This is a genomic window from Amycolatopsis sp. NPDC049252, from assembly GCF_043197175.1.
Taxonomy (GTDB): domain Bacteria; phylum Actinomycetota; class Actinomycetes; order Mycobacteriales; family Pseudonocardiaceae; genus Amycolatopsis.
Map to the genome: position 1 here is coordinate 124443 of NZ_JBICSQ010000013.1, position 23593 is coordinate 148035.

At 71.5% G+C, this 23593-nt stretch carries 22 protein-coding genes; 9 read left to right on the forward strand and 13 right to left on the reverse strand.

Annotated elements, in window-relative coordinates; all coding sequences use genetic code 11:
* Positions 1-56 precede the first annotated feature (56 nt).
* The 4 genes from ACGFMK_RS18065 to ACGFMK_RS18080 form a co-directional block, all read right to left on the reverse strand.
* Complete coding sequence (locus ACGFMK_RS18065) at positions 57-800, reverse strand: ABC transporter permease (protein ID WP_392764022.1); 744 nt, start codon at positions 798-800, stop codon at positions 57-59.
* Positions 797-1720: an ATP-binding cassette domain-containing protein gene (locus ACGFMK_RS18070; RefSeq protein ID WP_392764024.1), complete on the reverse strand. Its 924-nt coding sequence runs from the start codon at positions 1718-1720 to the stop codon at positions 797-799. Before ACGFMK_RS18070 ends, ACGFMK_RS18065 begins: the two co-directional genes overlap by 4 nt.
* On the reverse strand, positions 1717-2943 hold the full coding sequence (locus tag ACGFMK_RS18075; protein WP_392764027.1) for a cytochrome P450: 1227 nt from the start codon (positions 2941-2943) through the stop codon (positions 1717-1719). The genes ACGFMK_RS18070 and ACGFMK_RS18075 overlap by 4 nt, the downstream gene beginning before the upstream one ends.
* 82 nt (positions 2944-3025) lie before the next feature.
* Complete coding sequence (locus ACGFMK_RS18080) at positions 3026-4471, reverse strand: MFS transporter (protein WP_392764030.1); 1446 nt, start codon at positions 4469-4471, stop codon at positions 3026-3028.
* 49 nt (positions 4472-4520) lie between these two features.
* Between ACGFMK_RS18080 and ACGFMK_RS18085 the strand changes: the two genes are divergently transcribed.
* Both ACGFMK_RS18085 and ACGFMK_RS18090 read left to right on the forward strand, forming a co-directional pair.
* Complete coding sequence (locus ACGFMK_RS18085) at positions 4521-5126, forward strand: TetR/AcrR family transcriptional regulator (protein ID WP_392764033.1); 606 nt, start codon at positions 4521-4523, stop codon at positions 5124-5126.
* A gap of 130 nt (positions 5127-5256) precedes the next feature.
* Entirely contained in the window at positions 5257-6006 is a 750-nt protein-coding gene (locus ACGFMK_RS18090) for a dienelactone hydrolase family protein (RefSeq protein WP_392764036.1), read from the forward strand.
* 47 nt (positions 6007-6053) lie between these two features.
* Here the strand turns inward: ACGFMK_RS18090 and ACGFMK_RS18095 are convergent, their stop codons facing one another.
* From ACGFMK_RS18095 to ACGFMK_RS18130, 8 genes are all read right to left on the reverse strand, one after another.
* A complete protein-coding gene (locus tag ACGFMK_RS18095; RefSeq protein WP_392764040.1) occupies positions 6054-6947 on the reverse strand; it encodes a TIGR03619 family F420-dependent LLM class oxidoreductase in 894 nt (297 codons plus the stop codon).
* A gap of 281 nt (positions 6948-7228) precedes the next feature.
* Positions 7229-7915 carry an SDR family NAD(P)-dependent oxidoreductase gene (locus ACGFMK_RS18100; protein ID WP_392764043.1) on the reverse strand — a complete coding sequence of 229 codons (687 nt, stop codon included), beginning with the start codon at positions 7913-7915 and terminating at the stop codon, positions 7229-7231.
* The gene (locus ACGFMK_RS18105; RefSeq protein ID WP_392764046.1) at positions 7912-8316 is read right to left on the reverse strand and encodes an ester cyclase; all 405 of its coding nucleotides are present in this window, start codon (positions 8314-8316) and stop codon (positions 7912-7914) included. The genes ACGFMK_RS18100 and ACGFMK_RS18105 overlap by 4 nt, the downstream gene beginning before the upstream one ends.
* Positions 8317-8388: 72 nt before the next feature.
* Positions 8389-8997, reverse strand: a complete 609-nt coding sequence (locus tag ACGFMK_RS18110) for a TetR/AcrR family transcriptional regulator (protein ID WP_392764049.1) — start codon at positions 8995-8997, stop codon at positions 8389-8391.
* 44 nt (positions 8998-9041) lie between these two features.
* A complete protein-coding gene (locus ACGFMK_RS18115) occupies positions 9042-10691 on the reverse strand; it encodes a methyltransferase (RefSeq protein ID WP_392764052.1) in 1650 nt (549 codons plus the stop codon).
* Between the two features lie 15 nt (positions 10692-10706).
* Complete coding sequence (locus ACGFMK_RS18120) at positions 10707-11867, reverse strand: 4-hydroxybenzoate 3-monooxygenase (RefSeq protein ID WP_392764055.1); 1161 nt, start codon at positions 11865-11867, stop codon at positions 10707-10709.
* A 365-nt stretch (positions 11868-12232) separates the two neighbouring features.
* Complete coding sequence (locus ACGFMK_RS18125; protein WP_392764057.1) at positions 12233-13450, reverse strand: RNA polymerase sigma factor; 1218 nt, start codon at positions 13448-13450, stop codon at positions 12233-12235.
* A complete protein-coding gene (locus ACGFMK_RS18130; RefSeq protein WP_392764060.1) occupies positions 13450-13824 on the reverse strand; it encodes a YciI family protein in 375 nt (124 codons plus the stop codon). The genes ACGFMK_RS18125 and ACGFMK_RS18130 overlap by 1 nt, the downstream gene beginning before the upstream one ends.
* Before the next feature lie 226 nt (positions 13825-14050).
* Between ACGFMK_RS18130 and ACGFMK_RS18135 the strand changes: the two genes are divergently transcribed.
* From ACGFMK_RS18135 to ACGFMK_RS18160, 6 genes are all read left to right on the forward strand, one after another.
* Positions 14051-14899: a hypothetical protein gene (locus ACGFMK_RS18135; protein WP_392764062.1), complete on the forward strand. Its 849-nt coding sequence runs from the start codon at positions 14051-14053 to the stop codon at positions 14897-14899.
* Positions 14900-15116: 217 nt separating this feature from the next.
* Complete coding sequence (locus tag ACGFMK_RS18140; protein ID WP_392764065.1) at positions 15117-15803, forward strand: Ig-like domain-containing protein; 687 nt, start codon at positions 15117-15119, stop codon at positions 15801-15803.
* Between the two features lie 71 nt (positions 15804-15874).
* On the forward strand, positions 15875-17380 hold the full coding sequence (locus ACGFMK_RS18145) for an alpha/beta fold hydrolase (RefSeq protein WP_392764149.1): 1506 nt from the start codon (positions 15875-15877) through the stop codon (positions 17378-17380).
* Between the two features lie 133 nt (positions 17381-17513).
* On the forward strand, positions 17514-18965 hold the full coding sequence (locus ACGFMK_RS18150; protein WP_392764068.1) for an amidase: 1452 nt from the start codon (positions 17514-17516) through the stop codon (positions 18963-18965).
* Between the two features lie 119 nt (positions 18966-19084).
* Positions 19085-20386, forward strand: a complete 1302-nt coding sequence (locus tag ACGFMK_RS18155) for a DUF3592 domain-containing protein (protein WP_392764070.1) — start codon at positions 19085-19087, stop codon at positions 20384-20386.
* Positions 20383-21387 (forward strand): serine/threonine protein phosphatase, encoded by a 1005-nt coding sequence (locus ACGFMK_RS18160; RefSeq protein ID WP_392764073.1) that lies wholly within the window; start codon positions 20383-20385, stop codon positions 21385-21387. Before ACGFMK_RS18155 ends, ACGFMK_RS18160 begins: the two co-directional genes overlap by 4 nt.
* A 19-nt stretch (positions 21388-21406) precedes the next feature.
* Here the strand turns inward: ACGFMK_RS18160 and ACGFMK_RS18165 are convergent, their stop codons facing one another.
* Complete coding sequence (locus tag ACGFMK_RS18165; protein ID WP_392764076.1) at positions 21407-22822, reverse strand: M1 family metallopeptidase; 1416 nt, start codon at positions 22820-22822, stop codon at positions 21407-21409.
* A 508-nt stretch (positions 22823-23330) separates the two neighbouring features.
* Between ACGFMK_RS18165 and ACGFMK_RS18170 the strand changes: the two genes are divergently transcribed.
* Positions 23331-23492, forward strand: coding sequence for a hypothetical protein (locus ACGFMK_RS18170; RefSeq protein ID WP_392764079.1), 162 nt, complete (start codon positions 23331-23333; stop codon positions 23490-23492).
* Positions 23493-23593: the final 101 nt, after the last annotated feature.

The following is a 23593-nucleotide window of genomic DNA, read 5'->3' on the forward strand; positions in this document are numbered from 1 at the left end:
AGGGGCTCAGAGTCCCTCAAGGTGGCCTTCACGGATCTGGCCGGTAGCGGCCGAGGTCACGCTCGCTTCTTGAACGTCGAGCGGGCCCACAGATAGCCGACCAGGGTGATGCCGGCGCACCACGCCACCGCGGCGATCGCGGTGCCGGCCGACGGTGCGCCGCGCAGCAGGCCGCGCATCGTCTCGATGATCGGGGTGAAGGGCTGGTACTCCGCGAACTGCCGGAGCCCGGGCCCCATCTTCTCGGCCGGGACGATCGCGCTGCTGAAGAACGGCAGCATCACCAGCGGCACGGACGCGAGCCCCGCCGTCTCCGGGGACTTCGCCGCCAGGCCCAGGGCGATCGTGAGCCAGCCGGCCGCGAAACCGAGCAGCACCACCATCCCCGCGACGCCGAGCCAGTCGAGGAACCCCGCCGACGGGCTGAAGCCCAGCAGGAACGCCACCCCGACGAGGGCCGCGATGGCGACCACGTTGGTCAGCAGGCTCGCGACGACGTGCCCGGACAGGATCGCGCCGCGGGAGACGTCCATGACCTTGAACCGGTTGATGATGCCCTTGGTCATGTCGGAGTTCACCGACGTCGCGGTGGCGCCCAGCCCGTAGCAGACGGCCAGCAGGATCAACCCCGGTGTCGCGTAGTCGATGTAGTCGACACCGACGTCGAAGGCGTCTCCCATCATGTACACGAACATCAGCATGATGATGATCGGCATCAGGACCGCGTTGAACACCGAAGTCGGGTTCCTCGCGATGTGCTTGAAGTTGCGGCGCAGCATGACCAGCGCGGGGGCGTTCATACCGTGGTCACCTCCGTGGTGTGGCCCGTCAGGGCGAGGAAGACGTCGTCGAGGTCCGGGGTGTGGACGGAGAACTCGTCGGCGGCGAGCGAGTACTCGTCGAGCCGGTCGAGCAGGGCCCGCAGGGATTTCGTCCCGCCGTCACCGGGCACCCGCAGGGTCAGCGCCTCGTCGTCCCGCGTGGCCTCGGGGAGGATCCGCGCGGCCGCGCCGAGCTCGGCGGCGGTGGTGAACCGGAGGCGGACGTGGGTGCCGGGCAGCCGGCGCTTGAGCTCGTCCGGCGTGCCCTCGGCGACCAGCCGGCCCTGGTCGAGGACGGCGACGCGATCGGCGAGCTGGTCGGCCTCCTCGAGGTACTGGGTGGTGAGGAAGACGGTCACGCCGTCGGCCACCAGCTCGCGGATGATCGTCCACATCGTGCGGCGGCTGCGCGGGTCCAGGCCGGTCGTCGGCTCGTCGAGGAAGATGATGCGCGGGCCGCCGACCAGCGTCATCGCCAGGTCCAGCTTCCGGCGCATGCCCCCGGAATAGGTCGACGCCGGTTTCCGCGCCGACTCCACCAGGTCGAACCGTTCCAGCAGCTCCGGGACGACCCGGCGGTCCGCGCGGTTGAGGTCGACCATCAGCTGCAGGTTCTCCTGCCCCGTCAGCAGTTCGTCCACGGCCGCGAACTGGCCGGTGACGCCGATCGCCGCGCGCACCGCCTTCTCCTCGGCCGCGACGTCGTGCCCGGCGACCCGGACCGTCCCGGCGTCGGCCTTCGTCAAAGTGGTCAGCACGTTCACCGTTGTCGTCTTGCCCGCGCCGTTCGGGCCGAGCAGGGAGAAGACCGTGCCGGCCGGGACGTCGAGGTCGACGCCGCCGAGCACGACCTTGTCCCCGAAAGCCTTGCGCAGCCCGGAAACCTCGATGGCCGTCACTGGTCCGACTCCGTCCAGGTCACCGGCAGCTCGTGGACGCCGTAGATGTTCATGTCGGTCCGCAGCTTCACTTCGCTCGCGGGGACGGCGAGCTCCAGCGTCGGGAAGCGGCGCAGCAGCGCCTCGAAACCGGCACGCATCTCGATGCGGGCCAGCTGCTGGCCGAGGCACTGGTGGACGCCGTGGCCGAAGGACAGGTGCCCGCGGGCCGTGCGGTGGACGTCGAGGGAGTCGGGGTTCTCGAACTTCTTCGGGTCGCGGTTGGCGGCCAGTAGCGAGATGACGACCGTCGACCCCGCGGGGATGGTCTCGCCGCCGAGTTCGATGTCTTCGGTGGCGTAACGGAAGAAGATGTCGGCGACGGACAGGTAGCGCAGCAGTTCCTCGACGGCCCCGGGCAGCAGCTCCGGATCGGCGGCCAGCTCGGCCCGCGGCCCGGGGTGCTCCAGCAGGGCGAAGGTGCCCAGCGACAGCATGTTGGCCGTGGTCTCGTGGCCCGCCAGCAGCAGCAGGAAGGCGACGCCGGTCAGCTCCTCGATGCTGAGGTCCTCCTGGACGGCCAGGTCGGACAGGATGTCGTCCTCGGGCTCGGCGCGCTTGCGCGTCACCAGCTCGGCGAGGTAGGTGTTCAGCGCGAGGTAGGCGCCCATCTTCTGGTCGAGCGTCTGGTCCTTGACCATGAACTGGGCGGAGTTCGCCTGGAATTCCGCGCGGTCGGCGTAGGGGACGCCGAGCAGCTCGCAGATCACCAGTGAGGGCACCGGCAGCGCGAACTCCGCGACGAGGTCGATCGGCGGCGTCAGCTTCGCCATCGCGTCCAGCTGCCGCTCGACGACGTCGACGATGTGCGCCTCGAGCTGCTTCATGCGCTTGACGGTGAACGCACCGGTGAGGCGCTTGCGCAGCCGGCCGTGGTCCGGCGGGTCCATGGCGATGAACAGGCCCGGCAGCTGCGGGGACGGCTCGGTGGCGGCGGGCATGCCGGGCGTCTCGTACGGCACGTGCAGCACGCCGATGTCCTGCCGCGAGCTGAACCGGGTGTCGGCCAGCAGCTGCCGGACGGCGTCGTAGCCGGTGACGAGCCAGCCCTCGTGCCCGTCGGGGAAGAGCATCGGGCTGACCGGGCGGGCCTCGCGCAGCCGGGTGATCGCCCGGGGCGGGTCGAACGGGCCGGCGTCGCGCTCCATGGGCAGGCCCTGCGGAACGGGAACGGTCTGGGTCATCGGAGGTCCTTTCGCGGTGGATGTCACCACCTTCGGGGGCGGACCTGACACGCACCTGACACCGCCCTGACACCGGCGATCCTCACGCGGCGCGTCGGGTCCGGACGATCCCGAAGGCGACGAGGGCCGCGGCCACGACGGTCAGCGTGACACCCGCGATCGTGACGGCGTCCCGGAACTGCGCGGTCTGCGCGGCGCTCCAGTGCGCCGTCGCGATGCTGCCGGTGAACAGGGCGGCGAGGATGGTGCCGGCGGCGGCGATGCCGGCTCCGGAGGTGACTTCGGACGCGGTGTCGACGAGCGCCGCGCCGATCGTCGTGCGGTTCTCCGGCAGGCCGCGGAGCACGTTGACCCCGGCGACGACGCCGACCACGCGCAGCCCGGCGGCCACGAGCGCCAGGGCGAGCGCGACCCAGGCGTAGCCGAGCCGGCCCAGCGCGGCGTAGCAGGCGAGCCCGGACACGACGGCCGCGGAGCTGAGCCAGGCGGCCCGGTCGAGCCCGACCCGGCGGACGAAGGGGCTGACGAGCGAGCCGCCCGCGACAAGGACGACGACCTGCGGCAGCATCCCGGCGGCGGCGAGCGCGGGCGGCCACCCCCAGTCGAGCTGCAGCTGCAGTGTCACCAGGTAACCGAGGCCGGCGGTCGCCAGCCCGGCGGCGGCCTTGTAGGCCAGGCCGCTGGAGACGAGCGGGCGGGCGAGGAGCTTGAGGTCGAGCAGCGGGTAGGTGGCCGAACGCTCGCGCAGGACGAAGGCGATCGCCGCCGCGACGGCCGCGGCGGTGGCCGCCCAGGGCGTCCAGGAGCCGGTGCCTTCGTGCACGAACAGCGTCGGCGCGACGAGGGCGAGCACGATCGTCGCCGTACCCAGCACCGCGCCGAGGACGTCGACGGGATCGCGGTGGAGGTCGGCCGGGTCGTCGGCGGTGATGCCGGCCCGCACCCCGGCGAAGGCGAGCGCGGCGATCGGCACGTTCACCAGCAGCAGGAGCTGCCACGGCGCGACCGCGAGCACGAACCCGCCCGCGGTCGGGCCGACCGCGAGCCCGACCAGGCCGACGGTCGAGATGAGGGTGGTGGCCCGGACGCGCAGGCCGTCGTCGTCGAAGAGCCGGAAGGCCAGGGCCATCGAGCCGGGGGTCGTCATCGCGGCCGCGACGCCCATCGCCACCCGGACGGCGATGAGCTCGGTCGCGGTGCCGACGAAGGCGGTCGCGAGGCTCGCGGCGCCGAGCAGGACCAGCCCGGCGAGCATGACCCGCCGGCGGCCGAACCGGTCGGCGACCGCGCCGAACGCCAGCATCAGGCCGCCGAACACGACGGCGTACGCGCCGGTGACCCACTGCAGCGCGGTCGTCGAGGCGTGCAGTTCGCGGCCGATCGTGGGCAGCGCGACGTTGAGGATGGAGTTGTCCAGCATCTCGAAGAGGAACACGGCGGACAGGCCGGCGAGGGCGACCCACGCCTCCCGCAGCGATCGGGGAGAGCCGGGAGACCGGACAATGGGGGTGGTCTGGGTGAGGGACATGAGACTAGGTTAACTGACTAAGTTTAGTTACACAAGGAAGTGAGGGTGGATGCCCAGGACGAGTGAGCGCGGCGGGCCGCAGACGCGGGCGCGGATCGCGGAGGTCGCGGGCGGGCTGTTCCTCGAGCGCGGGTTCGAGAACGTCACGGTCGCCGAGATCGCGCGGGAGGCGGGCGTTTCGAGCGTGACGGTCTTCAAGCACTTCCCGCGCAAGGAGGACCTCTTCCTGGACCGCGCGGACGACGCCGCCGAGCTGCTGCGCTCGTCGGTGCGTGATCGTGCTGCCGGCGTCGACGTACTGGCGTCACTGCACGAGGCGATGCGCGGTCTCGTCGAGGTCCGGCACCCGCTGTCCGGCGTCGAAGACCGGTCGGTGCCCTTCTTCCGGACCGTCGCCGGCTCACCCGCGCTGATCGCGCGCGCCCGGGAGATCGCCTCGGAGCTGCAGCGGACCCTCGCCGAGGAACTGGACCACGACCCGGCCTTCGAGGGGGACGGGACGCTGCTCGCCGCGTTCTTCATCGCGGGGTACACGACGGTGCTGGTGGAGACCGCGCGCCGCCTCATCGCCGAAGAGCCCCGTGATGGTGTGGTGGACGACCACAGTTCGCGTCTCGAGCGGCTTTTCGACGCGCTCCGCGACGGCGTCGCCTAGGCTGGGCGGTGATGACTACCGGGACGGCCTTGTGCCACTCACAGATCGGTGACCCGGTGCTCTTCTGAGCGCCGCGCGGGCTCCGCCCGGTCGGGTTGATCACTCGTTGTCAACCACGACTGGAGGAATCATGCCCACGAAGACCCTGCACATCCCGACGGCCGACGGCCGAGCCGACGCCTACGCCGCCTTCCCCGGCGACGGCACGCGGCACCCGGGGGTGCTGCTGTACCCGGACGCGTTCGGGGTGCGTCCCGAACTGGAGAAGAAAGCCCAGGAGCTGGCCGGGCACGGGTACTACGTGCTCGTCCCGAACCTCTACTACCGCCACGGCCCGGCCCCGGTGCCCGACCTGCCCGAGCACATCGGGGAAGACGTCCGGCCCGCGGTCATCGCCGGGCTGCTGCCGTTGCTGGAGGAGCACACCCCCGAGCGCATCCTGCGCGACGCCGACGCCTACCTGGGTTTTCTCACCGCGCAGCCCGAGGTAGGCGCCGGACCGGTCGGCGTGCTGGGCTACTGCATCGGCGGCGCCCTGGCCGTGCGCACGGCGGCGGCCAACCCCGGCCGGGTGGCCGCCGTCGCCGGGTTCCACCCGGGCTTCCTGGTCACCGACGCGCCCGACAGCCCGCACCGCCTGCTTGCCGGGCTCACCGCCGAAGTCCACCTGGGGCTGTCGGAGAACGACATGTCGGCTGCGGCTTTGGGCGAGCTGACCCGGGCGTTGGACGCCGCGGGAGTCAGCCACACGACGGAGATCTACCCGGGCACGGTCCACGGCTTCACGATGTCCGACACGGACGCGTACGACGCCGCGGGTGTGCGGCGGCATGGGGATCGCCTGCTGGCGCTGCTCGGGCGGACTCTGGGCACCGGCTGACGGACCGGACGCCTGGCCGAACCTGCGGCCAGGCGTCCGGACCGGCCTCAGCCCTTGGCGGTCAGCTCGAGCACCCGGCCCGTGAGGTCGAGCAGTTCGTCGACACTGCCGGCCAGGTAGCTGAGGTCCACGAACGTGTGGTCCGGCTCGAGCGCCGCGACGATCTTCACCACCGATTCGGCGACGGTCTCCAAAGCCGTGCCCGGGTTCGCGTTCACCCGCAGCGCCACGCCCAGCGCCTGCGGGTCGCGGCCGGCCTTCCCGGCGTCCGCGCGGATCTTGGCGAGGGTGGTGGTGAGGACGTCCGCCGGGAACGCCTCGGGGACCGACCAGGCCGGCAGCCAGCCGTCGGCGCGCTCGGAGACCCGGCGCTGCGACTTCTCGCCGAAGCCGGCCAGGTACACCGGTGGCCTGCGGACGGGCTTGAGGTCGACGTGGGACTCCGCGATCGTGTAGCCGATGCCCTCGTGCGCCACGATGTCCTTGCCCCACCAGGTGTCCAGCAGGTCGAGCAGGTCGTCGAGGCGCTTGCCGCGCTCGGACATCGGGATGCCGACCGCCGCGTACTCGTCCGGCGACCAGCCGATCCCCAGGCCCGACAGGAGCCGGCCGTTGCTCGCGACGTCGATGCTGGTCAGCATCCGCGCCAGGTTGGCGGGCTGGTACTGGGTCGCGTTGATCGTGCTGGAACCGAGGACCGCGGTCTCGGTCACCGCGGCGGCGACGGCCAGTGCGGCGAACGGGTCGTGGACGGTCCGGAACTCCTCGGGCATGGTTTCGTAACCCGGGTAGGGCACGACCGGCGCGACCGGCGAGAGCAGCCGGTCGCCGACCCACAGACCGGCTGCCCCGGCCCGTTCGGCCTCGCGCGCGAACCGCGCGATCCCGCCCGGTGTGGCCGCCGCCTTGCCGAACACCGGAAGGCTGAAACCAAGACGCATGGAGTACTCCCCTGAGAGTGGACGGACCGTGCCGGTCCTGTCACCACTAGTACCCGCATCTGGTTGTGCGTTCAAGCAACTCGGGAAAGCGCTGTCAGCTCAGGGCGGCTCCGGAAGCGTTCGGCATCAGTCTCGACGACCGCCGCGCTGATCCTTCGGTCGCGACGGAAACCTCTTCCCGTCCGTGTCCCGAGCCCGGTGCCCGCGCCGGATCCGGTCGTACGCTTCCGGGCCGGCGGTGCGTCGGCGGGCGGGGCCGGATCGTCCGGCGATCGCCGGAGTCACCAGGGCAGTTCGCCGGTTTCGTCGCGGAAGGTGCCGGTCGGGCCGTCCACGCCGAGCGTGGCCAGCTCCACCACGGTCCGGGCGCTCTCCTCCGGTGACCGGCCGATCCCGAAGGCCGCCGTCATGTCGGTGGCGGTGGTGCCGGGCTCGACGGCGTTGAACTTGATGCCCGGCTGGGCCTTGGCGTACTGGACCGTCAGCATGGTGGCCGCCGCCTTGGACGCGGAGTAGAGCGCAAGTGGCAGCTGGAACTCCGGCCGCTCGGGGTTGGTCACCGCCCAGAACGAACCGGCGCTGCTGGAAACGGTGACCACAGTGGGGTTCGAGGACTTGCGCAGCAAGGGAAGCGCCGCTTCCGTGACGCGCACGATCCCGACGGCGTTGGTGTCGAAGACCCGCAGGGCCGTCGGCCCGTCGAGCGCTTCGCTGCCGAGGACGCCCGCGTTGTGCACCAGCACGTCGAGCCGTCCTTCGGCCGAGCCGATCGTGGCCAGCGCGTCGCGCACCGAGGCGTCGTCGGTCACGTCGAGCCGCACGAACCGCGCGCCGAGGTCCGCGGCGGCCTTCTCGCCCCGCTCGACGTCACGCGCTCCGATGTAGACGGTGTGCCCCTGCGCCAGGAGTTGTTTGGCGGTCTCGAATCCGATGCCCTTGTTGGCGCCGGTGACCAGGGTGACGGTCATGAGTTTCCTTTCGCGGTGAGCTGCCGCAGCAGCTCGCGGGCGTCGTGGAGCGCGGTCATGTGGACAAAGCGTCCATTGTGGACCTCGTAGACGGCGAACTCGGCGATCTCGAACGACGCGCCGGTCGGCGCCACGCCGAGCCATTCCTTCGCCGGCGTGCCCGTGTTGACCAGGCGCGCGGCCAGGCGGTCGCCGTCGAAGAGCAGTTCCTTGAGCTCCCAGTGGAGATCCGGCACCGCGTCGACGTCGGCCTGCTGGACGGCGAGGAGGTCGTCCCGGGTGGCCGGCTCCCCGTTCAGGGTGGTCCGGTCGCCGATGAACTCGTCCATCCGGTCGAACCGGTGGGCGTTGAGCTCCTCGAGGTAGCGCCGGTAGAACGCGCGCAGGTCACCGTCGGACACCGGATCCCCTTTCTGAAGTGATCGATGCAGAATTCGACTGTAGCACGTTCTGCATCGATCACTTCAGAAATGTCAGGCGGGCGGCCAGGCGCGCAGGGCGGCGTCGGCCATGTCCTGCAGCTCATCGCGGCCGACGCCACTGGCGGCCTGCACGGCGATGCCGTAACCCAGGGCGGTGACGTAGCGGGCGACCAGCGCCGGGTCGGCCTCCGCCGGCAGGTCGCCGTCGTCGGCGGCCCGCTCGAACCGGGCCCGGATGGCGGTGTAGCCGTCGTCGCGCCACGCGACGAGGAGGTCACGAGCCTCGGCGCCGGCGTCGCCGGTGGCCAGCGCCCCTTGGACGCCCAGGCACCCGTTCGGGCCGGCCGGGCGCGTGGTGGTCCGGATGGTGCCGGCCAGGATCGCGGTGGCGACGCCGAGGGCGGTGGGCTCGTCCAGGGCGCGGGCCAGGTACGCGCTCGGGCCCTCCGTGTAGCGCTCGAGGGCCTTGCGGAACAGTTCTTCCTTGTTGCCGAAGGTGGCGTACATGCTGGCCGTGGAGATGCCCATCGCGCCGGTCAGGGTGGCCAGGCTGGCCCCCTCGTAGCCCTGTTCCCAGAACACCAGCAGGGCGCGCTCGAGCGCTTCGTCGACGTCGAACCCCCGCGGCCGCCCGGCCGGACGGCGCTGCCTGGTCTCCATCCGGGCACTGTACCTCTTCTGCATCGATCGATGCAGAAATCCGGTCAGCGCCTGACCGCACGCAGCACGAAGGCGTCCAACGCCAGCGGACGCACGTCGACCAGCGCGAACCCCGCACCCGCCAGCAGCGCCCGGTAGTGGGACTCGGTGCGTTCACGGCCGCCGACGTTGCAGAGCATGTGGATGTCCCACGGCACGGCCAGCGACGCGGTCCCGCTCTCCTCGGGCAGCAGGCGCTCGATGATCAGCAGTTCCGCGCCGCCTGGCATGCCCGACGCGCAGGTCGTGAGAATCGTGTGGCACCGCTCGTCGTCCCAGTCGTGCAGGACGCGGGACAGCAGGTAGACGTCGCCGCCGCCGGGGACGCCCTTCGTGAAGTCACCGGGCACGAGGGTGCAGCGCGTCGCGTGCTTCGCCAGCGCCGGCCCGGCGACCGCCAGGGCCTCCGGGCGGTCCATGAGCACACCGGTGACCGCCGGGTGCGCGTCGAGGACGCACGACAGCAGCGCGCCGTTGCCGCCGGCCACGTCGACGACGACCCGGGCGGCCGAAAGGTCGGCTACGCGGGTGAGCTCGGCGAACATCGCGTTGCTGGCCGCCATCGACCGGTGGAACAGGTCGGCCAGCTCGGGATTCGCGGCCAGGTGGGCGAAGTGGTGCGCGCCGAAGACCTTCGCGAACGACTCCTCACCCGTGCGGACGGCCTCGGTGAGCGCGGAAAACGAGCGGTAGAACGGGCCGCCGTACATCAGGGCGAGCGCGCCCATGGCGCCTTCGACGTCCGAGCGCAGCAGCGCACCCACCTCGGTGAGCACGTGCCCCGCGGCCGTCGCGCGGACGACACCCAGGGTGGCCAGGTACCGCAGGAGCCGGCCCAGGCTCTCGCGGTCGGTGCCGGTCGCCGCGGCCAGGGCACCGAGGTCGGCGGTCGTGGCCAGGTGGTCCGGCAGCCGCAGCTCGACGGCCGTGGCGACGGCCTGCGTGGCCCACGCGCCGGTCAGCAGCCCGAGCAGTTCCGTGCCGGGCTCGGACGCCCGCTGGTGCGCGGCGAGCACCTGCGGGAACGCACCCGCGCAGAGCAGCTCCAGCCGCCGGTAGGCCGGGGCGGCGTGCGCGTCGCGGAAGTACAGCACCGTGGCGTTTTCGTGGTTGTTGTACCCGCCACCGTCCGGGCGCAGCCGCCCGGCGACCGCCGTGCGCAGTCCATTGAGGACGATCGGGTCGGCCCGGGGCACCGCGAGCGCGAAGTGGTCCTCGTGGCCGTGTTCGCGTTCGTCGGCGGCGATGTGGGCCAGCTCCGGCGGCGTGACCAGGACGAAGATCTCCAGCGCGCACGGACGCCCGGCGCGGTCGGTCACCGGGGCGCGCAGGATGCCCGCCGTCAGGTCCTCGGCGGGCACGCCGTAGCGGCGGGCGAGCCGCGCCCGGACGACCACGCTGGGACTCATCAGCCCGGTTTCGAGGCCGTGGCGGGAAAGTTCCTCGCCGAGCCCGTCGAGGGTGCTCGGGAAGACGAGCAGCGCGAAGTGGGAGAAGGGCGCGTGCGCCGCCAACGCCGCGCGCTCGGCGGCGGGCAGGGCGGGCAGGGCCGCCGCGAGCACCGAGGCGGTGTCGTTGCTGCGGACGAGATCCCTCGCCGTGGTGAGACGGTCGAGGTCCTCCGGGGCGAGCGCGGGGGCGATCGTCGCGGTCATGAGCACTCCAGCTGATCAGATGCCGACGTAGTTTTCGGCGAAGAAGTCTTGGTGCGCGCGGGATTCGCGCAGGTTGCCGAGCCGGGTGCGCCGCAGCGCGGACCCGAACGGCCCGGCGCCGGCCTGGTCGTGGAGCAGGCCGATCATCCAGTGGGAGAACTCCTGCGCCCGCCAGATGCGGGGCAGGCAGGTGCGCGAGTACGCGGCGAGACCGCGCTCGTCGTCCCGCCGCAGCGCGTCGACGAGCGCGGCGGCCAGCACCTCGGCCGCCATGATCGCCAGGTTGGCGCCCTTGGCAGCCGACGGGCTGATCAGGCTGGCGGCGTCGCCGACGAGGAACAACCGGCCGTGCCGCAGGGGATCGACGACGTCGGAGCGCAGGCGCACGATCCGGCGTTCGGTGACCGGACCCTGGTGCAGCGCGCCGAACTCCCCGGTGCGCATCCGGACGGCCAGCTCCGTCCAGATCCGCTCGTCGGTCCAGGCGCCGGCGTCGTCGCCGGGCGGGACCTGGAGGTAGTAGCGGGTCACCTGCGGGCTGCGCGCCATGTGACCGGCGAACCCGCGCTCGTGCAGGGCGTAGGTGACCGCCGGCATGCTCGGCGGCGCCTCGGCGAGCACGGCCAGCCAGGAGATGCCGTGGTCGCGGGCGCAGCGGGCCGGCGCCGGGACGGCGTGGCGGGTGACGCCGTTGCTGCCGTCGCACCCCGCGAGGAACCGGGCGTCCACCCGGCCGGTGCGGCCCTGGTCGTCGCGATAGCCGACGGACGCCGTGGCGGCGTCGACGTCCGTGACCGTCACCCCGAACCGCAGTTCCCCGCCGCGGGCGAGGTATTCGGCGACGAGGTCGCCGACGAGCCGCTGCTGCGGGTAGACGGTGTGCTGCTCGCCGCGGCCGAGCCGGTCGTAGCGCAGGGTGAACTCGCCGTCCTCGTCGCGGAAGGCGCAGGTGCCGTGCGTGCTGCCGTCGCGCAGCATCCCGGCGCCGAGGCCGTGCTCGGTCAGCACCCGCGCGCTGTTCGCGCCGAGGAAGCCCGCCCGTGCCCTGGCCTGCACCTGTTCCCGGCTGCCGCGTTCGAGGACGAGCGTGTCGATCCCGGCGGCGCGCAGCAGGTTCCCCAGCACCAGCCCCGCCGGCCCCGCGCCGGCGATGAGCACCGATGTCCGATCGGCCATGAGTTCCCGGCCCGTTCCCTTCCCGGCGAAAGGCGGCCCACCCGGGCCGCCCAAGGGCCAGACCTAACCAGGCGCGCGTCCGCACGGACCGCAGGTCGGTGTCGTGGCGCGAGGGGATCACCCATACGGGATCGGCCGTCCGAAGTGGACCGCCGGTCGCCGCGGTCGCCGGGTTGTCGACGGCCGGTGTCACGGTGTGCCTCCTGTCCCGGTGGCCGCGGCAGCCACGAGGCGGGCGCGTTCGAGCTGTCGCCGGGAACGATCGCCGGCTGCGGGTCGGCTTCCGGGTGGCCCAGGTGACGGCGCCGGAAGACGCGGCCGGCAGGGACCGGCTGCGGTACAAGGCATCTGCGGCGACTGAGGCGTCAGCCCAGCGCGGCCGCCTTGCGCAGCAGCACCGAGCGTTCGCGCTGGTTGGCGCACAGCCGGGCGGCCAGCTCCAGCTCGGCGCGCGCCTCCTGGTGCCGTCCGAGGCGGGCCAGCAGCTCCCCGCGCACGGTCGGGACCAGGTGCGAACCCGGGAGCCGGTCCGTCGCGACCAGTTCGTCCACCATGGCCAGAGCCGGCTCCGGACCGGAAGCCATGGCGACGGCGACGGCCCGGTTGAGCTCGACCACGGGGGAGGGCGCGACCCGGCCCAGTGCCTCGTAGAGCACCACGATCCGGTCCCAGTCGGTCTCCTCGACCGAGGGGGCGGCCGCGTGGGTGGCGGCGATCGCGGCCTGCAGGCCGTAGGGACCGAGGCCGCGGGCCGACGCCTTGGCCAGCGCGTCCAGCCCGCGGCGGATCGCCGAGACGTCCCAGCGGCGCCGGTCCTGGTCCTCGAGCAGGACCGGCTCGCCGTCCGGGCCGGTCCGGGCCGGGAAACGCGCGGCCGTCAGCTCGCACAACGCGAGCAGGCCGTGCACCTCCGGCTCGTCCGGCAGCAGCGCGGCCAGCGTCCGGGCCAGCCGGATCGCCTCGTACGCGACTTCGGGACGCACCAGCCGATCACCCGACGTGGCCGTCGACCCCTCGGTGAAGATCACGTAGAGGACGCTGAGCACACCGCCCAGCCGCTCCCGGCGCTCGGCGGCCGGCGGCAGCTCGAACGGCACCCCGGCCGCCGCGATCGTCTTCTTGCCCCGGGTGATGCGGGCCTGCACGGTCGGCACCGGGACGAGGAACGCGCGCGCGATCTCCTCGCTGGTCAGGCCGCCGACGACGCGCAGGGTCAGCGCCACCCGGGACTCGCGGGAGAGCACCGGGTGGCAGCTGACGAACATCAGCGCGAGCACGTCGTCGTCGATCCGGTCGGGGTCGGCGTCTTCCGGAGCGGCTTCCTCGTCGGCCGCCAGCAGGGCGTACCGGTCCTTGAGGGCCGCGCGGCGGCGGATCGCGTCGATCGCCCGCCGCCGCGCCGTGGTCATCAGCCAGCCGGCCGGATCGGCCGGTGGGGTGACCGCCCACGAGACCAGCGCCTCGGCCACCGCCTCCTGGGCGGCGTCCTCGGCCAGCCCGAAGTCGCCGGTGAACCGGGTCAGCGCGGCCACGATCCGCGCCGACTCGATCCGCCAGACGGCCTCGACGTCGGCCGCACCCATCAGTTGCGCTCGCTGCCCGGCGGGACTTCGTCCGCACCGGGCACGCGCCGGACCTCGACCTTGGCCCCGGGAGCCGCCGGCACCCGCTTGGCCCACTCGACCGCCTCTTCCTTCGAGGCGACGTCGATCAGGAAGAAGCCCCCGAAGAGCTCCTTGGTCTCCCCGTACGGCCCGTCGGTGACCACCGGCGCTTCGCCGCTGAAGTCGACGACGACGCCGGTGCTCGGGTCGTCCAGCCCTTCGGCCGCGACGTAGACGCCGGCCTTGAACAGGTCCTCGATGAACTGGCGGCTGGTGACCATCATCTCGTCGATGTCGGCCATCATGGCCGCGTTCGACTCGTCGGTGCCCCGCATGATCAGCATGTACTTCATCGTGTGCTCCTCGTCCGCTGAGACCGTCTTTCGGCCTGGTGCGCCCTCAGGTCGAACGGCCGGCCCGCGGATCGACACGGCCTCGAAGAAATTTTCGCCGAGACACGGCCGACCCCGCCGGCCGCCGTATCGTCGCACGTCAAGAAGGTGGCCGACGCCTGCTCGAACCATCCACGGCCCGCCGCGAGCGGGTCACTCCGTACCGACCGGATGGTATGTTGCGCCGGTGATCGAAGAGGCGCACCGGACCTGGCGATTCCTTGAGCCGTACCACGGAATGATCTACTTCGCCCCGGAGGCCGCCGCCGCGTACGCGGAGCTCGGTCTCACCGGCCGCGCCGGCTACTTCGCGTCGAGGTCGGCCGCGCTCGGCGCGGTCCCGGCACCGGTGGTGGTCGCGACCTTCTACAACTTCAACCCGGTGCTCGTCCGGGAGTCGATCACCACCGCCTGGTCCGTGACCGAGCCGGCCGCGGTCCTCGCCGCCCGCTACGCCGCGGCCGACCAGGCCCTGCGTGGCATCCTGGGCGACGCGATCGGCTCACCCGGGATGCGCCGGGCCGCCGACCTCCTCCGCGCGGCCGCCGAGTCGGTCGCCGACGACGTCACCGGCCGCCCGCTCTTCGCCGCCCACACGGCCCTGCCGTGGCCGGCCGAGCCCCACCTGGTGCTGTGGCACGCGCAGACCCTGCTGCGCGAGTACCGCGGCGACGCCCACGTGGCCGCCCTGCTGACGGCCGGCCTGAGCGGCATCGAAGCCCTCGTCACCCACGCCGCCTCCGGCGCCGTGCCCGCCGAAACCCTGCGCACGTCCCGGGCCTGGCCCGAGGACGACTGGACGGCGGCCGTCACCGGCCTCCGCGAGCGCGACTGGCTCACCGGCGATGCCGCCCCGACGTTCACCCCGGCCGGCGCGGCTCGCCGAGCGGAGCTCGAGAAGGCGACCGACCAGAACAGCGTGACCCCCTACGCCCACATCGGCGAGGCCGCCTGCACCGAGCTGCAGGCCCTGGTGCGCCCGTACAGCCGGGCGCTCGCCGGCAAGCTCATGCCGTGGGCGCTCGCGAGGCAGTAGCCCCGCGGTTCGCTCGGCACCGGACCTTTCGTTCCTGATCGAAAGGTCCGGAGGTGCACCTCCGCCGGCCAACGTCCCCTGTGCGTCCTTCGTCATGAAGGCTGTGAAAAGAGGGAATCGCGTTGCCGCTTCGCTGATCGTCGTGGCACTGGGGCTGACGGCGTGCAGCGCGGACGGCCGCCCTCTCCCGGGCACCGCGGAGCCGACCACTCCGTCCGTGACGGCGCAGCCTCCCAACGGCGTGACCGACGCGAACCCGGGCGGCCCGATCGTCCTGTCCGTGAAGGACGGCACCTTCACCGAAGTCCGGCTCACCGGCGAGAAGGTCACGGTCAAGGGGACCCTGTCCGGGGACGGGAAGACGTGGTCCGCCGGCGAGCACCTGGGCTTCGGCCAGACCTACACGTGGTCGGGCACCGCGATCGGCCGCGACGGAGAACGGACACACCTCAGCGGCTCTTTCGGCACCGTGCAACCGAAAGGTACCCGGAAGGCGAAGGTGAACGTCGTCGACGGCGCGGCCTACGGTGTCGCGATACCGATCAAGGTGTCCTTCCAGGACTCGGCCGGTGCGGAGGTCTTCGTCAAGGACAAGGCGTCGGTCGAGCGAGCGCTGAAGGTGGAGACCTCCATGCCCGCCGAGGGGGCGTGGGCGTGGCTGAGCGACAGCGCGGTCCACTGGCGTCCCAAGGAGTACTGGCAGCCGGACACCCGGGTGAAGGTCGTCGCCGACCTGTACGGGGTTTCCCTCGGCGGTGGGCTGTTCGGCGCGAACGACGTCTCGGCGTCGTTCACCATCGGCCGCGAGCAGACCGTCGAAGCGAGCACGCGGAACCCTGAGTTCGACTATTTCGACTGGGCGGTTTCCTGGGACACCTGGCGCACCAAATCCGCCCTGCTGTAACCCTTTTCCCCACCACCCTTTCCCTACCACAGTGAGGACTATTCGTGCGTTCTGTTCCCCACCTGGGTCTCCTGCGCGGCCTGGTCGTCGCGCTCGGGGTCTCGACGGCCGTCGTGGCGGCGCCGGCGGTGGCCTCGGCCTCCGTCGACAGCGTTCCCACCCCGAACCTGAGCTGGACCGACTGCGCGGACGGGTTCCAGTGCTCCACCGCGTCGGTGCCGCTGGACTACGACCGGCCCGCCGGCGCGAAGATCGACCTCGCGCTCATCAAGGAGCCCGCCACCGATCCCGCGCACAAGATCGGCACGCTGTTCGTCAACTTCGGCGGCCCGGGCGCCTCCGGCCTGCAACGCCTGCGGGAGCGCGGGAAGTGGCCGTGGCTGTTCTCCGACCAGCTGCGCGCCCGGTTCGACGTCGTGTCCTGGGACCCGCGCGGGATCGGCAACAGCACCGCCGTCCGCTGCTTCGGCACGCTGGCCGAGCAGGAGTCGTTCTTCGGCTCGTTCCCGGAGATGCCCGGCGACCCGAGCGGCAACGCGGCCTTCTACGCCAAGTCCAAGGAGCTCGCGGACCGCTGCTCGGCGAACGCCGGGGAGATCCTCGAGCACGTCTCGACGGCCAACACCGCACGGGACCTGGAGCTGCTGCGCCGCGCGGTCGGCGACCCGAAGCTCACCTACCACGGCATTTCCTACGGGACCCAGCTCGGCGCCACGTACGCCAACCTGTTCCCGAACCGCATCCGCGCCATGGTGTTCGACGGCACGATGGACTTCGCCGGCAACGCCACCGGGCACGACGGCAGCGGCAAGAGCGTTCCGCTGGACACCCGGCAGGACGTCGCCACCGGCATCTCGCAGACGTTCGACCAGTTCCTGCGCCTGTGCACCGAAGCCGGCCCGAAGTGCGCGTTCTCTTCGGGCGACCCGAAGGCGAAGTGGGCCGCGCTGACGGCCCGCGCCAAGCAGGCGCCGATCACCGTGGACGGCGAAACCTGGACTTACTCCGGGATCATCAACGCGGCGGCCGACCTCTCGGACTCCCGTGGCTGGCCGGACATCGCGTCGCTGCTGCAGCGCCTGTACGACGCTCCCCGCGCGGTTTCCGCGTTCAAGGCGGGCGAGCCGTACACGTCCAACCGGACCGAGGCGTTCAACGCGATCCAGTGCAGCGACAGTGACGTCCCGACCGACCCGGCGATCTACAGCCGGTACGCGGAGTCCGAGGACCAGCGCGTCCCGTACTTCGGCCGGATCGCGGTGCTGGACATGATGAGCTGCGCGTTCTGGAAGGCGAAGGACACCGACCGGTACACCGGCCCGTGGAACCGCCCGACGTCGGCGGAGATCCTGGTGCTGAACAACCACTACGACCCGTCGACGCCGCTGCCCGGCGCGCGGGACGGTGCCGCGGAACTGGCGCGGGCCCGGGTGTTCGTGACCGAGGGGTACGGGCATTCGTCGATGTACGTGCCGAGCACGTGCACCGAGCAGGTGAAGCGGGACTACCTGATTTCCGGCGCGTTCCCGGCCGCGGGCAAGACCTGCACGATCGACGCGAGCCCGTTCGCGGGCTGACCCCGGCGAGGTCGGCGGCGAGTCCGATGAGGACCGCCGCCGGCCTCGCTTGGCGACGAGGAATCCAAGCATCCATCCTGTGGCACGAAAAGGAATTTCGTGCCCCCTGGTGCATGCCGATAGCTTCGGATTCATGGAATGGAGCTTTCGATCGGCCGAAGAACTCGTGACCGCGATGCGCGCCGGTGCGGTGACCTCGGTGGAACTGACCGACGAGGCGATCGCCCGTATCGAGCGAGACGACGAGGTGGTCAACGCGATCTGCGTGCCGGACTTCGCCCGGGCGCGGGCCGCCGCCCACGATGCCGACCGGGCCCGCGCGCGTGGTGAGGACCGGCCGCTGCTCGGGATTCCGGTGACGGTCAAGGAGTCTTACAACATCGCCGGGCTGCCCACGACCTGGGGCATGCCGCAGCACCGGGACCACGTACCGGCCGAGGACGCGGTCCAGGTGTCGCGCGTCAAGGCCGCGGGCGCGGTGGTGCTCGGCAAGACCAACGTGCCGCTGGGGCTGCAGGACATCCAGAGCTTCAACGAGATCCACGGCACCACCACCAACCCGTGGGATCCCGGCCGCACGCCGGGCGGGTCCTCCGGCGGGTCGGCGGCGGCCCTGGCGTCCGGGTTCGGCGCGCTGTCTCTCGGCTCCGACATCGCCGGCTCGCTGCGCACCCCCGCGCACTTCTGCGGCGTCTACGCGCACAAGCCGACCCTCGGACTGGCGGCCAGCCGCGGCATGGTCCCGCCGGCCGAGCCGACCTTGCCGGCCGACCTCGACCTCGCCGTCGTCGGACCGATGGCGCGCACCGCCCGCGACCTCACGCTCCTGCTCGACGTGATGGCCGGGCCGGACCCGCTGACGCTCGGCGTCGCGTACGGCTTGACGCTGCCGCCCGCCCGCCACGAGCGGCTCTCCGGCTTCCGGGTCCTGGTCCTCGACGAGCATCCGCTCATCCCGACCGGGGCTGCCGTGCGGGCGGGTGTGCACCGGGTGGCCGCCGCCCTCGCCGACGGCGGCGCCCGCGTCGTCCGGCACAGTCCGCTGCTGCCCGACCTGACCGAAGCCGCGACGCTCTACATGCGGTTGCTGATTTCGGGCTCCGTAGCACGTTTTCCCGTCGAATCGCCCGAGCGGCTGCGGACCCGCGTCGCCGGACTGGGCGCGGACGACCGGAGCCTGGACGCCGAGCGGTGGCGCGCCATGGTGTTCAGCCACCGTGACTGGCTGGAGGCGAACAGCCGCCGCGAGGTCCACCGCCACGGCTGGCGGCGGTTGTTCGCCGAGTTCGACGCCGTGGTGTGCCCGATCACGCCGACGCCCGCGTTCCCGCACGACCACAACCCCCATCCGCTGGAGCGGCGCATCACCATCGACGGCGTCGAATTCCCGTACTTCGACCAGCTCGTCTGGGCGGGCCTGGCCACCATGCCCGGCCTGCCCGCCACCGCCGTGCCCGCCGGCCGGTCCCCCGAGGGCCTGCCGGTCGGAGTGCAGCTCATCGGCCCGATGTTCGAGGATCGCACCCCGCTGCGGCTGGCCGAACTGCTCGAACGGCGGATCGGCGGCTTCCAGGCACCGGAGTAGGAACCGCCACCAGTGGTGGCATTGCTCGCTTGCACGCTTGGCGAGCCCGGTCGGTTGCCTTCGTCCGGTGTCTGCTTGATCGCATGTTGCGGCGGGTTTTCCGGGTTTACGCTGACGCGATGACGCTGGGGATGGACCGGGACACGACGACGCATCGCCAGTGGCAGAACACCTTTCTGGCGGGAGCGATCGTCTTCGGCTTCGCCGCGCTCGGTGTCGCGGCGGGGACGGTCTTCGCGCTGACCGCGCCCGGACACGTCTTCGAGGTCGGCGAGTTCGCGGGCGAGCTCATGGCCTTCGTCCTGGCCGCGGCCCTGGTGCTCGGCTGCGTGGCTCTCGGCCGGCGGCACGACCGGCGGCGCGCCGCTCTGGTCGCCGAGCACGAGCGCTGGCTGCCGGGGCCGGCCGAACGCGGCGGCCGAGGGCAGGTCGACCTCGACGTCGAGACCGCCCGGTTGCGGCCGTTGGTACTGCGTTCGGTCGGCCTCGCGTTCGTGTGGCTGGCCGTGCTCGCCGGGGTGGTCGCGGGTTTCGTCGCGATGAGAGCGTCGGCCGATCACCTGCTGAAGACCGGGACGCGCGTGACCGGTGAGGTGCTGGGCGTCTACCAGCACAGGCGCAGCAGCGACACGATTTACGTGGCTTATCCAGTGGGCGACGGCCACTTGCGCTACGCCGACATCGTCTGGGACTCCGGCCGGCAGTACACCAAGGGGCAGCAGATCACGGTCGTCTACGACCAGGCCGACCCCGATCGGGTGCGCACGCCGGACGAAACCAACGACGACGAGACCTGGCTGTGGGTGCTGTTGATCGGGATGATCGCCGGAGCGAGCGGGCTCGTGTTTTCGGTCATCGCCGCGGTGAACTGGCGGCGCCGCCACCGCGCGGTTTCCGCCACCGGCTGGCGGATCGCGTCGGTGACCGTGGTGCCGGACTACCCGGTCCGCAAGGGCAGGCACATGCCGGACATCGAGGTCGCCTACCGCGACGGCACCCGGATCACGCTGCGCGCGGCCACGTCGTCACACGGCTCGGTGCCGCTGAAGCACGAGCCGAACCGGCGGGCCTGGATCGGCGGCACCGACCGCGACATGGTGGTCCTCTTCCCCCACGGACGCTGGCGTGAGCCGCCCTTCGCCGTCCCGGCCTACGCACTGAACCTGCGGACCGCCGCGAAGCCCGCGGCGGCGCCCGTCCCGGAGGACCCCGAGCAGACGGCGTTGGCGCAACGCGGGCTCCGCCGGTTCCTGATCGCGATGGCGGGCTGGTACTCCGTGCTGATCACGTCGTGTGTCGTGCTTTTCTCGCTGGACCTGGTGTGGCCCTTGTTCTTCGTCGGGCTGGTGGGCTCGCTCGCGCCCGTCCCGCTCGCGCACCTGTACTTCGCCCGGATCCGGACGCAGCTGGAGGGGCGGTGAGCACGGCCAGGCACGACCGTCATGGCAGACTCTCGGCTTTCCTGGCGTCCCACAGTGCTGACGAGCTCGCCGTGCTCGTCGGCACGGGGGAGGCCACCAGCGTGGGTGTGGGTGGCGGCTCGGCTGTCCTCGACGTCGACGGCGAGCCGGTGTTCGCCAAGCGCGTCCCGCTGACCGACCTCGAGCTCGCGCACCCGGGCTCCACCGCGAACCTGTTCGACCTGCCGGTGTACTGCCAGTACGGCGTCGTCAGCCCCGGCTTCAACGCGTGGCGCGAGCTGGCCGCGAACGTGCTCGTCACCGACGCCGTGCTGGCCGGCGAGACGCAGTCGTTCCCGATGCTCCACCACTGGCGGGTGCTGCCCGGCCGGTCACCGGTCGCGGCCGAGCACGCCGACATCGACACGGCGGTGGCCGCCCTGGGCGGCAGCGCGGCCGTGCGTGCCCGTTTCGAAGCGCTGGCCGCGGCCTCGTGCAGCCTGGTGCTGTTCAGCGAATACATCCCGTACCCGGTACCGGACTGGCTGGGCGAGAACCCCGCGGGCAAGGCCACCGCGGTCGAGCGGCAGTTTTCCGAGATCGTGACGTTCCTGCGCGGCCGGCAGCTGCTGCACATGGACGGGCACCTCGGCAACATGCGCACCGACGGGAAGCGGATCCACCTCACCGACTTCGGGCTGGCCACCTCGCCGCACTTCGACCTGTCGCCCGCCGAGCGTGCCTTCGCCGAACGCCACGCGACCCACGACGAAGGCTACGCCGCCATGCGATTGGTCAACTGGCTGGTGACCGCGGTGTGCGGGGTACCGGTACCGGCCGGCGGCGGCCCGGTCGCCCGCAACGAGTACGTCCGTCAGTGCGCCGCCGGTCACATTCCGGACGACGTGCCACCAGCCGTAGCCGCGATCCTGGCCCGGCACGCGCCGGCGGCCGCGAAGATGAACGCCTTCTACTGGAGACTGTTCGACGGCGAGATCCACGCGGAATACCCGGGGCCGTAGGACAGCGCCGCCCGAGGGGTCAGAGGGCCGGCTTGCCCGGCTGGTAGAGCCAGGTCTGGAAGAACGAGTCGAGGTCGCGGCGGGTCAGCCGCTCGACGAACTGGGTGAACTGCCGCGTCGAGACGTTGCCGTAGCGGTGCGCCGTCGGCCACTGCGTGAGCACGTCGAAGAAGGCGCGGTCGCCGATCTTGGTGCGCAGCGCCTGCAGGGCCATCGCGCCGCGGTTGTAGACCAGGTCGTCGAAGATGTGGTCACGTCCGGGATCGGCGACCTCGCCGGTCCAGTCCTGCTCGTCGGCGTAGACCTTCGCGAAGGTCTGCTGCACCGGGACGTGGTTGAACTTCTCCTGGTAGAGCCACTCCGAGTAGGTCGCGAAGCCCTCGTTGAGCCAGATGTCCGACCAGTGCACCGGGGTGAGGCTGTCGCCGAACCACTGGTGGCCGAGCTCGTGGGCGAGCAGGTCGCCGTCGACGTCGCTGGTGCTCTGGTCGTAGACCGGCCGGCTCTGCGTCTCGAGGGCGTAGTCGACGCCGACGTCGGCGATGATGCCGCCGGTCGAGTCGAACGGGTACCGCCCGTACACCGAGGATTCCCACTGGATGACCTGCGCCGTGGTCTGGTTGAACACCTGGCCCTGACCGGGCTTGGTGTCGATCGACTTGCCGATGGCGGTGATGTTCGGCAGGCCGCCGGCCGCCACGCCGCGGGTGACGTCGTAGTCGCCGATCGCGAGCATGCTCAGCTCGCTGGCCATCGGCCGGTTCATCGACCAGCGGAAGGTGGTCTGGTGACCGTGCGTGGTGGTGGGCCCGGGTTCGCCGTTGGCCAGCACGGTGAGCCCGGTCGGCACGGTGATGGTCTGGGTGTAGGTCGCCTTGTCGTCGGTGGTGTCGTTGACCGGGTAGTAGGTTGCCGCGCCGATCGGCTGGTTGAGCGCGACCGCGCCGTCCTTGGTGGCGACCCAGCCGGAGAGGCCGAGCGCGGGGTCGTCGATCTTCTGCGGCACGCCGGCGTAGGACACCGAGACGACGAACGGGCTGCCCTTCCGCAGCCCGTACGGCGGGGTGATCACCAGCTCCTGGGCGCCGCTGCGGGTGAAGCCGGCGTTCAGGCCGTTCACCGTGAGCCTGCTGATCGTCAGCGGCCCCTGGAAGTCCAGGTCGAAGCGGGAGAGATCCTGGGTGGCCGTGGCGAGAATCGTCGTGGTCGCGTCGATCGCCTGGGTAGCGGGGCTGAACGCCAGCCGGATGTCGTAGTGGCCGACGTCGTACCCGCCGTTGCCCATGTCGGGAAAGTACGGATCCCCGGCACCCGGCGCCCCGGGCGAGAACCGCGGCGCGGCGTCCGCCACCGGGCTGCCCGCGGCCAGCAGACCGCCGAACAGCACACAGGAGATGACCACCAAACGGCCACGGCTACGGTTGACGCCTCGCATGGGTCCTCCTCGGCAATCATCGACGCTGAAGAGTAGAACCGACCCGACACGCGGATCAAGCCTGGTGAAACGCCCCAAGCGTCCGGTTTCGCCCCATCGGGAGCACAAGATCACGTCCCAAGGTGATCACCGAGGGCGAACCCGGAACGCGGAAACCCCCTCCGACCAGCCAGAGAGGCTGCAACGAAGGGGCTTCGTACGATGTGGCAGTCAGCCGGACTCTTGCACCATTGTGGACAATCGCCGGATATCGGTGGTCGGCGGCGGCGCACCGGGCTTCGCAGGCCGCGGCACAACGCGCGGAGGTTCCCCTTTTCAGAGACCCTTCGGGCAGGGGTAAAACGTTTCGGGGCCGCTTGACCCCGTCCAGTCACGCCTGGCACGGTCGGCCTGGCGAGAGCGTCTCACCCGATTGGGTTGGCAGAAGTGACGATTCCGGCACTCTCGGCAGCTGGGGTTGATTCACGGGGGAAGGCGGAAGACTGGATGGCGAGGAACCAAGGCCGGAGTGACCGCGCCTCGCCGTCGCCGTCGACGACGAACCGGGCGCCTGCACGCCGACGCGCTTCTGTTGTTGCGTGACCTGGCGAAGGAAACCGCGCCGTTCGCACCGAGACGGGGCACCGCGACGAACGGCACGGAAACGGATTTCTTCGCGGTGAAGAAGTGATCCTGCCGAGTGCTGAACCCACCCCATCGGAGACGTATGGCGCCGACCTGCGGCGGACAGAAATCAAATACAGCTCGCCCAGGTTTTCCTGGGCGAGTATG

What these genes read in the sequence shown, in the direction of transcription:
- ACGFMK_RS18100 (WP_392764043.1), bottom strand. Translation starts at nt 7,915, where the DNA reads ATGACCGTCACCCTGGTCACCGGCGCCAACAAGGGCATCGGATTCGAG.
- ACGFMK_RS18090 (WP_392764036.1), top strand. Translation starts at nt 5,257, where the DNA reads ATGCCCACGAAGACCCTGCACATCCCGACGGCCGACGGCCGAGCCGAC.
- ACGFMK_RS18150 (WP_392764068.1), top strand. Translation starts at nt 17,514, where the DNA reads ATGGAATGGAGCTTTCGATCGGCCGAAGAACTCGTGACCGCGATGCGC.
- ACGFMK_RS18125 (WP_392764057.1), bottom strand. Translation starts at nt 13,450, where the DNA reads ATGGGTGCGGCCGACGTCGAGGCCGTCTGGCGGATCGAGTCGGCGCGG.
- ACGFMK_RS18095 (WP_392764040.1), bottom strand. Translation starts at nt 6,947, where the DNA reads ATGCGTCTTGGTTTCAGCCTTCCGGTGTTCGGCAAGGCGGCGGCCACA.
- ACGFMK_RS18130 (WP_392764060.1), bottom strand. Translation starts at nt 13,824, where the DNA reads ATGAAGTACATGCTGATCATGCGGGGCACCGACGAGTCGAACGCGGCC.
- ACGFMK_RS18155 (WP_392764070.1), top strand. Translation starts at nt 19,085, where the DNA reads ATGACGCTGGGGATGGACCGGGACACGACGACGCATCGCCAGTGGCAG.
- ACGFMK_RS18085 (WP_392764033.1), top strand. Translation starts at nt 4,521, where the DNA reads ATGCCCAGGACGAGTGAGCGCGGCGGGCCGCAGACGCGGGCGCGGATC.
- ACGFMK_RS18080 (WP_392764030.1), bottom strand. Translation starts at nt 4,471, where the DNA reads ATGTCCCTCACCCAGACCACCCCCATTGTCCGGTCTCCCGGCTCTCCC.
- ACGFMK_RS18075 (WP_392764027.1), bottom strand. Translation starts at nt 2,943, where the DNA reads ATGACCCAGACCGTTCCCGTTCCGCAGGGCCTGCCCATGGAGCGCGAC.
- ACGFMK_RS18165 (WP_392764076.1), bottom strand. Translation starts at nt 22,822, where the DNA reads ATGCGAGGCGTCAACCGTAGCCGTGGCCGTTTGGTGGTCATCTCCTGT.
- ACGFMK_RS18115 (WP_392764052.1), bottom strand. Translation starts at nt 10,691, where the DNA reads ATGACCGCGACGATCGCCCCCGCGCTCGCCCCGGAGGACCTCGACCGT.
- ACGFMK_RS18110 (WP_392764049.1), bottom strand. Translation starts at nt 8,997, where the DNA reads ATGGAGACCAGGCAGCGCCGTCCGGCCGGGCGGCCGCGGGGGTTCGAC.
- ACGFMK_RS18120 (WP_392764055.1), bottom strand. Translation starts at nt 11,867, where the DNA reads ATGGCCGATCGGACATCGGTGCTCATCGCCGGCGCGGGGCCGGCGGGG.
- ACGFMK_RS18065 (WP_392764022.1), bottom strand. Translation starts at nt 800, where the DNA reads ATGAACGCCCCCGCGCTGGTCATGCTGCGCCGCAACTTCAAGCACATC.